The organism is Streptomyces sp. CB01580, from assembly GCF_001905795.1.
GTDB lineage: Bacteria > Actinomycetota > Actinomycetes > Streptomycetales > Streptomycetaceae > Streptomyces.
The window spans coordinates 55,704-63,390 of the sequence record NZ_LIXJ01000035.1; the positions used below are offsets into that span (position 1 = coordinate 55,704).

The window sequence follows — 7,687 nt, forward strand, 5'->3', positions numbered from 1 at the left end:
GGGGCGCTGGCAGGTGGATTCTGTGCCGAGCAGCGTCTGCCGTCCGCAGTCGCTGGCCGTGCGGCCGCGGTCGTCCATCTCAAGGCTCACCTGCGTGCCGCCCCCGCGCCCAGGGCCGGGGCGTACTGTGCGTGCAGGGCCGAGGGCTGCCACACCCATCTGCCCGACACCGGCCGGCACGCGCGTGCCGAACCCTGGCGGTGCGGTGGGCCAGTCGTCCTGGCCGTGCTCACCGACCGGGAAGGAGGCTGGTGGCAGGCCATGGAGTGCTGCTCGCGGTGCGCGGCCGCCAAGCTGGCGGCGAGGCTTCGCAGGCCGGCGATGCGCCGGGCGAGCCGTTCCTCGGAAGCACCGGTGAGGACCAGGAGCAGCCGCGGGAAGGCGGGGTAGCGGTAGCGCCAGGCGGGCGTGCTGGTGGTGCGCCTGCTGGCCCTGCTCCGCGGCCGGAGGGCTGCTGGGAAACGAATTCGCCTGTGTGGCCCTTGCGCGTTGGTTGGCATAGGCGGCGTCGTTGTCCGCTTTGCGCTTCTTCTCGGCCGCTTCGCGGAGGCCGTACGGACGTCGTCGGCCAGGGCTGCGGTTCCGTCCTCTGCGTGGACCAGGAGCCCGGCATCGGGCAGGCCGGTGACGGTGACCGCCTACTTTTCGCCGGGCGTGTGCCGACGCGTGACCCGACGGCACGCCAGGAATGCGATCGCGACGACCACCAGGTACAGCGGTACGAGGAGCACCGCGTCACCGGACGCCTGCTCCACCGTCACGCCCGCGTCGCGGTCCTCGCCCTGCAGCATGATGCGGTTCACGGTCAGGACGGTCAGGTGCGTGCCGATCGCCGCCCACAGCTGGGCGTGACCCACGGCCGCACGGGCGGCGATCAGGGTCAGGCTGAAGACCGTCAGGAGGATGAGGTAGTCGACCGGGTGCTGCCCCTCCGGGGCGATGCCGATGTGGCCCGGCTCGTCACCGGCCAGCCGGGCGATGCCGACCGTCACCAGCGTCGAGGTGCCCGGTACGAGCAGGAAGACCGCCGTGGTGCCGAACGCCGCCGGTGCGGGCCCGAACCGACTGCGCAGCGATGTCCACGTGTAGCCGCGCAGCGTCGTCTCCTCGGGCAGGGCTTCAAGCAGGAGTGCGACGACGGCGTTGGTGACGAGAAAGCCAGCCAGGGTGGCGAGGTCCAGCTGCTGCCAGACGAGTAACCCCACGGCCGTGCCCGCGCCCAGGACCAGCGCCGCTGCCGCGGCCGTCACCCCGACGCCGGTGAGGAACGCCCGTAGGCTCGCGCCCGGACTGCCGAAGCCGACCGTCCGGGGGTGTGACAAACGCAGGACGAACGGCACGGCCACGACGGTGACGAGGGCCGCAGCGATCAGCCGGGCGGCCAAGCCACTGGCTCCGGTGGCGTCCGCCAGTACGGGTCCGAGGCCGTTGCCGGCACCGAGCGCCACCGCCATGATCAGGCCGCCAGCCAACGCGCGGCCCATGGCCCCGGCGGCCGTGGGCGCGGGTGAGGGTGCGGGTTGTCGTATGTGTAGCTCGGTCATAGCGCTCCTGGTGACGATAGGGCCGACTCCTATCGACAACCCCGTGTGCGTCCCAGGATCGCCCGACCATCAGTCGGGGGCGTCGTGCGCGCGGACGACCCCCTATACATCCTTCGGCCCAGTGGACGATAGGGGTCGACTGGTTGTTGGCCACCGGCTCCGGTTCCGGGAACACCCAGAGGCTGAGTGCCCGCGTTCATGCGACTGCCGCTCCACGGGCGATCAACGGGGCAATGCGGCTCGGAGGATGACCCACGATGCGCCGTCACGACCGCCACGCCACGACACGACCCGCGCTGAGCGCGGCCTGCTCACCGCGTACTGGGCCCTTTCTGGCTACGGCCGCCAACCCTTCGGGGCCACTGAAGTTTCCCCGTGTTCTCGGACACGTGATCGTTATGCCTCGCAGGGACTCCGAGCTGATGCCGAGCTCCCGGGCGACGGCGGTGACCGTCTTGCCCGAGGAATCGACGAGCGCGATCGCGTCCCGCTTGAACTCCTCGGTGTACCGCTTCGTTTACTTGCTTCCCACCTGGTGCTACTTCCTCTGGAACCTCAAGATTCCAGTCTCCAGGTGTCCACCGCCGGCTGGCGGACATGCTGAGCGCGGTCACCTGACGGCGGCGCCGGAACACCTCGACCGGTCAGCCTCCGTAAGGCCCTTGCGGGCGGCGCGGAGGCTGGGGGTGCTGGGCGTAAGGGTTCTGCGGGCCGGGTGCGTACGGGTTCCTGGCAGCGCCCGGCGCGTAGGGGTGGCCGACCGTGGTGGACGGGTGCGGGTGGCCGCGGGGGTTGTGCTGCGGCGGTACGTGCGGAAGCCCCGTCGGCGGGACGGGGCCAGGGGCGGGCGGCGGGGTGTCCTTGTGTTCCGCGCCCAGGCGCAGCATCTCCAGGTGTGGGTCGAGATGGGCGTCCGGCTGGAGCAGCATCCTCAAGGCCGGCTGGACCGCATCTCTCCACGACAACGTGCTGCTCCCGGTTTGTTGAACGCCTGGGTCAAGGATGTCCTGCTCGTGTCCCGGTTATGCGTCGGCCTTCTCGACCGTCACGGTGAATGGGGCGTCGTCCGTCGGCGGCGTCTCCGTCCAGGGGTCGGTGACACGCCAGCCGCCCTGCTCCAAGGCCCGGTTGGCCGCGACAGCCGCGCTCCTGGTGTCAGCCCGATGACGGGTGTGAGGGTGGGTTCGGCAGCCGGCGGAGCCATTAGAGGACCATGAACTCCCACTTCTCCCGCGGCGTCACAGCCGGCAGCAGCCGGAACCACCGCACGAGGGCGGCGTGCAGCACGGCCAGCGGGCGGGCCGCCTCGAAGGCGGCTTCGACGTCGGCGTGCGGGTAGGCGGCTGCCCAGGGGCGCAGGTAGCTCGCCCGGAGGTCGTCGGCCTGCTGTGCCGTGCCGGGCACGGGTTCGAAGTCCAGCAGGGTGACGGCGCTGAAGAACGGGTGCGAGACGGCTGCGTCCGTCGGGGCAGGAGAACGGTCAACAACGCGACGGGCCCGGCCGCGGGCGGTCATGATGGTGGACGCGGTCACGACCCGGCCGACGCGAGCGCCCCCCGGCGCCGCTTAACGCCGGGGGGCGCTCCTTGCCCCCATGGGAGACGAATGGGAGAAAGATCTTGCCCACCAGGGCTAAGTAAAGCTAGATCAAGCTAACTTAGGCTAGATACCCGCAAGGCGTTCCAGCAGGTAAGCCGCTAACCAGCGATTTTCCAGGTCGCAGCGTTGATCCAGACGATCACGGTTCACCCTCTTCCGTAGCCCCCTGTGGCTTGCCCGCAACACCCTGCCGCGAAAACCCGGCTGTGGCGATGCTGTTACCCGAAAGGAGCCGTCGGATGCGCCCGGACGCGGCCCTTGTTCGCGACCGGCCCGCACGCCGCCACGAACGGCCCGGCCTGCCGTACATGACGCCCCGTCAAAACGCTTCCGGAGCAGGGGATCCGAGGTCCGGGCCGGCCCCTCCGCCGGGCCGTGCCCACTCCGCGCCGGGCCTTCGGTTCCGCCGTCCGCCCGCCGGAACGAGGACGGCGTTCACGCCATTGCCACAATCCCATCACCAACGGAACATGCCACTCCCGCTGCTGTTCCGGGGCCGAAACGTCCATGCGTCCATGAACCGCGCGAGGGGGGACGGATACCTCGGAACCACCAGCCGCCCCGGGGCAGCCGCCGCTGCCGCCCGGCGACCTCGCACCCCGGGCCCCGCCCGTCCCCACCGGCCCCCGAAGTTGGACGCGCGAGCGGCCCTGATCCCCGCCGCCGCCCTGTTCCTCACCGGCACGGGAATCGGCGGCGAGGCGGCCCGGCCCGCGGGGCCGTGTCGCCGAAGTGCCGTCGTCCGGCCGGAGGCCGGGCCGTGCGGCGCCCGGTGCTTCCCCGCGTTCCCGGCTTCGCTCGACCAGGGGAGACTCCGTCGATCGCAAGGCGGAGGATCGTCCCCGTACCGGACGTACTCGGGTGATGCGACAACGCGGCGAGGTGCCGTGCCGGGCGTCGCGAGCCGGTGAACCCTTCCGGTCGCGGCACTAGCCCCGCCGGGCCGCGACGGCCGCGGCACCGACCAGTCCCGCGTCGGCGCCCATCACCGCGGGAGCCACCGTGAGCCGCCGCACGAAGGAGAGCGTGGCGTACCGGTCGAGGGCCCGGCGCAGGGGAGCGAGGAGGATGTCGCCCGCTCCGGCCACTCCCCCGCCGATCACCGCGATGTCGATCTCGACGAGCACTGCGGTGGCGGCGATCCCCGCCGCCAGCGCCTGCGCGGCCCGATCGTACGAGGCCAGGGCGATCCGGTCCCCCGTGCGCGCGGCGGCGGCCACGGCCGCGGCAGAGACGTCGCCGTCCGGCCCGGGCCGCCAGCCGTTCTCCCATGCCCGGCGGGCTATGTTCGGCCCGCTGGCGATGCGCTCGACACAGCCGTACGAGCCGCAGGGGCACGGGTCGCCGTCCAGCTCCACGCTGACATGACCGATGTGCCCGGCATTGCCCGTGGGACCGGGGTGCAGTCGTCCGCCGAGGACGAGCCCCCCTCCGACACCGGTGGACACCACCATGCACAGGGCGTTGTCATGACCGCGCGCCGCACCCAGCCAGTGCTCCGCCGCCGTCATCGCGACCCCGTCGCCGACGAGTTCGACCGGCAGTCCGCCGACCGCCTCGCCGACGCGTTCCACCAGCGGGAAGTCGCGCCAGCCGGGAACGTTGACGGGGCTCACCGTACCGGCGGAGGCGTCCACCGGACCCGCGCTGCCGATGCCGACGGCCGTCACCCGCCCCCACATCGGCGCCCCGGACAGCTCGGCCAGGACCTCCGCCACCGCGCCCATGACCGCCTCGGCCCCCTCCCGTGCGGGTGTCGGCCGCTGCGCCCGCGCGAGGAGCCCGCCGCCGCCGTCCACCAGCGCGGCGGCGATCTTGGTGCCGCCGATGTCCAGCGCGGCGACGAGGTCGGATTGCATCGGTGCGGCTCCGTGGGCTCGGGAGGGGGCGGGACGTGCGGGGTTCGGTTCGGATGCGGTCCGGCCCCGGTGAACGTCCGACCAGTCTCCAGTCAGTTGACAACGTTGTCCAGGCCCTATGCTCGACGGCACAGCATCCGGTCCGCGCCGCGGCGCCGCCCACGGCCCGGGCCGGACCGCACACACCCGACGACAGGACAGCGCACCGTGGCCGAGACCGCCCGCCATCCCGAGCCCCGTTACGGCAACCGGCCGACCATGAAGGACGTGGCCGCGCGCGCCGGGGTCGGGCTCAAGACGGTCTCCCGCGTGGTCAACGGCGAGCCGGGGGTGACGCCGGACACCGAGCGCCGGGTCCAGGAGGCCATCGAGGCACTCGGCTTCCGCCGCAACGACAGCGCGCGCGTGCTGCGCAAGGGCCGTACCGCCTCCATCGGGCTGGTCCTCGAAGACCTCGCCGACCCGTTCTACGGGCCGCTGAGCCGCGCGGTCGAGGAGGTCGCCCGGGCGCACGGCGCCCTGCTCATCAACGGGTCGAGCGCCGAGGACCCGGAGCGCGAGCAGGAGTTGGTGCTCGCGCTGTGCGCACGCCGGGTGGACGGTCTGATCGTGATCCCGGCCGGGGACGACCACCGCTATCTGGAACCGGAGATGAAGGCGGGTGTCGCCACCGTCTTCGTGGACCGGCCGGCCGGCCGCATCGACGCCGACACGGTCCTTTCCGACAGCTTCGGCGGCGCCCGGGAGGGCGTCGCCCATCTCGTCGCGCACGGCCATCGCCGGATCGGTTTCATCGGCGACCAGCCGCGCATCCACACCGCCACGGAACGGCTGCGCGGCTATCACGCGGCCATGGCGGACGCCGGGACGGCGGTCGACGACTCCTGGGTGTCCCTCGGGTCCACCGAACCGGGGCGGGTCCGGGCCGCCGTGGAGAGGATGCTGTCCGGACCCGAACCCGTCACCGCGCTGTTCGCGGGCAACAACCGCGTGACGGTGACGGCGGTGCGCGTCCTCGCGGAGCGGGAACGTCCGATCGCTCTCGTCGGCTTCGACGACATCGAACTGGCCGATCTGCTCGGCATCACCGTCATCTCGCAGGACGCCGCCGCCGTCGGCCGCACCGCCGCCGAACACCTCTTCCGACGCCTCGACGGCGCGGACCACTCCCCCGTGCGCGTCGAACTGCCCACCACGCTCCTCCCGCGCGGCTCGGGCGAACTGCCGCCCGCCTGAGCCGCGCGGTGCGTCCGAGACGCCACCGTCAGGGCGCGGTCACCGTGAGCCCGGCCCGGCGCGGCGCGGCGAACGCGTCCAGGTCCGCGCGCGTCAGCCCGGTCAGCCGGACGACCTCGGCGGCGTCCAGGGCGCCGCAGTCGATGCCGCGCAGGAGGTATCCGCCGAGCGCCTTGGCGGTGGCGGGTTCGTCCATCACGTCGCCGCCAATCCTGGCGGCGTACGCGGCGAGCCGCGCGGCGGCCTGCTCCAGACCCTCGCGGTAGAAGGTGTACACGGCCGCGTACCGGGTCGGCAGGTGCCCCGGGTGCATGTCCCAGCCCTGGTAGTAGGCGCGGGTCAGGGCGCGGCGGGTGAGACCGTGGTGGAGCCGCCACGCCTCGTGGACCCGGTGGGTGGGGCCGACGGGGAGGACGTTGGTGGAGCCGTCGCAGACCCGTACGCCGGTACCGGCGGCGGCGACCTGCATGACGGCCTTGGCGTGGTCGGCGGCCGGATGGTCGCTCGCCTGGTACGCGGCGCTGACGCCGACGCAGGCGCTGTAGTCGAAGGTGCCGTAGTGCAGTCCGGTGGCCCGGCCCCGCGCGGCGTCGATCATGCGGGCGACGGCGGCGGTGCCGTCGGCGGCCAGGATGGACTGGCTGGTCTCGATCTGGATCTCGAAGCCGATCCGCCCTGCCGGCAGTCCCTGCGTCTGCTCGAACGCCTCGAGGAGCCGCACGAAGGCGGTGACCTGCTCGGGGTAGGTCACCTTGGGGAGGGTGAGGACCAGTCCGTCGGGGAGCCCGCCCGCCCGCATCAGACCGGTGAGGAAGATGTCCGTGGTCCGGATGCCCCGGTCGCGCACGGCGGCCTCCATGCACTTCATGCGGATGCCCATGTACGGCGCGGCCGTGCCGTTCGCGTACGCCTCCGCGACCAGCCGCGCGGCGCGGGCCGCGGTCTCGTCCTCCTCGGCGTCGGGGCGCGAGCCGTAACCGTCCTCGAAGTCGATGCGCAGGTCCTCGACGGGTTCGCGCTCCAGCTTGGCGCGGACCCGGTCGTGGACCGGGTCGGCCAGTTCGTCCGGGATGCCGAGGACCGAGGCGAACGACGCCGCGTCGGGCGCGTGCTCGTCGAGCGCCTTCAGCGCCCGGTCGCCCCAGGAGCGGATGGTGCCGGAGGTGAACGTGTCACCGGGGACATAGACCGTGTGGACCGGCTGGCGGGTGCCGGGATCTCCCGGATAGCGGCGGGCGAGTTCGGCGTCGACGGCGGTGAGGGAGGCGCCGATCTCCTCGCCGACCGTACCGGCGAGGCTCGTCGCCACCTGCTCCTGCTGACCCATTGCACACCCTCCACCATCAGACGGTTTCCGCTTCACGGAATCAACAATCCGGATAGCGAAGCTATAAGGCCGTCGATTCGGCGTCAATGGTGATCGGAAAAGGTCCGGGGCCGTGTGGTGGG

6 protein-coding genes and 1 pseudogene are annotated in these 7,687 nt (G+C 72.4%); 1 reads left to right on the top strand and 6 read right to left on the bottom strand.

The features are described 5' to 3' along the window. Positions 1-638: 638 nt before the first annotated feature. The 5 genes and pseudogenes from AMK22_RS32845 to AMK22_RS32860 all read right to left on the bottom strand — a co-directional run bounded on the left by AMK22_RS32845 (position 639) and on the right by AMK22_RS32860 (position 5,002). Positions 639-1,544 (bottom strand): CPBP family glutamic-type intramembrane protease, encoded by a 906-nt coding sequence (locus AMK22_RS32845; protein ID WP_143203626.1) that lies wholly within the window; start codon positions 1,542-1,544, stop codon positions 639-641. A 265-nt stretch (positions 1,545-1,809) separates the two neighbouring features. Next, positions 1,810-2,046, bottom strand: a pseudogene (locus tag AMK22_RS42485) (transposase); the annotation flags it as partial. Positions 2,047-2,188: 142 nt separating this feature from the next. Beyond that, positions 2,189-2,509 (bottom strand): hypothetical protein, encoded by a 321-nt coding sequence (locus AMK22_RS39270; protein ID WP_143203627.1) that lies wholly within the window; start codon positions 2,507-2,509, stop codon positions 2,189-2,191. Between the two features lie 238 nt (positions 2,510-2,747). After that, positions 2,748-3,077 (bottom strand): hypothetical protein, encoded by a 330-nt coding sequence (locus tag AMK22_RS32855; RefSeq protein WP_073791036.1) that lies wholly within the window; start codon positions 3,075-3,077, stop codon positions 2,748-2,750. 995 nt (positions 3,078-4,072) lie between these two features. Continuing rightward, a complete protein-coding gene (locus tag AMK22_RS32860; RefSeq protein ID WP_073791037.1) occupies positions 4,073-5,002 on the bottom strand; it encodes an ROK family protein in 930 nt (309 codons plus the stop codon). Positions 5,003-5,209: 207 nt separating this feature from the next. Here AMK22_RS32860 and AMK22_RS32865 point away from each other — a divergent pair, with 207 nt between their 5' ends. After that, on the top strand, positions 5,210-6,238 hold the full coding sequence (locus tag AMK22_RS32865) for a LacI family DNA-binding transcriptional regulator (RefSeq protein ID WP_073791038.1): 1,029 nt from the start codon (positions 5,210-5,212) through the stop codon (positions 6,236-6,238). A gap of 28 nt (positions 6,239-6,266) precedes the next feature. Here the strand turns inward: AMK22_RS32865 and AMK22_RS32870 are convergent, their stop codons facing one another. Continuing rightward, positions 6,267-7,565 (bottom strand): DUF6986 family protein, encoded by a 1,299-nt coding sequence (locus AMK22_RS32870; protein WP_073791039.1) that lies wholly within the window; start codon positions 7,563-7,565, stop codon positions 6,267-6,269. Positions 7,566-7,687: the final 122 nt, after the last annotated feature.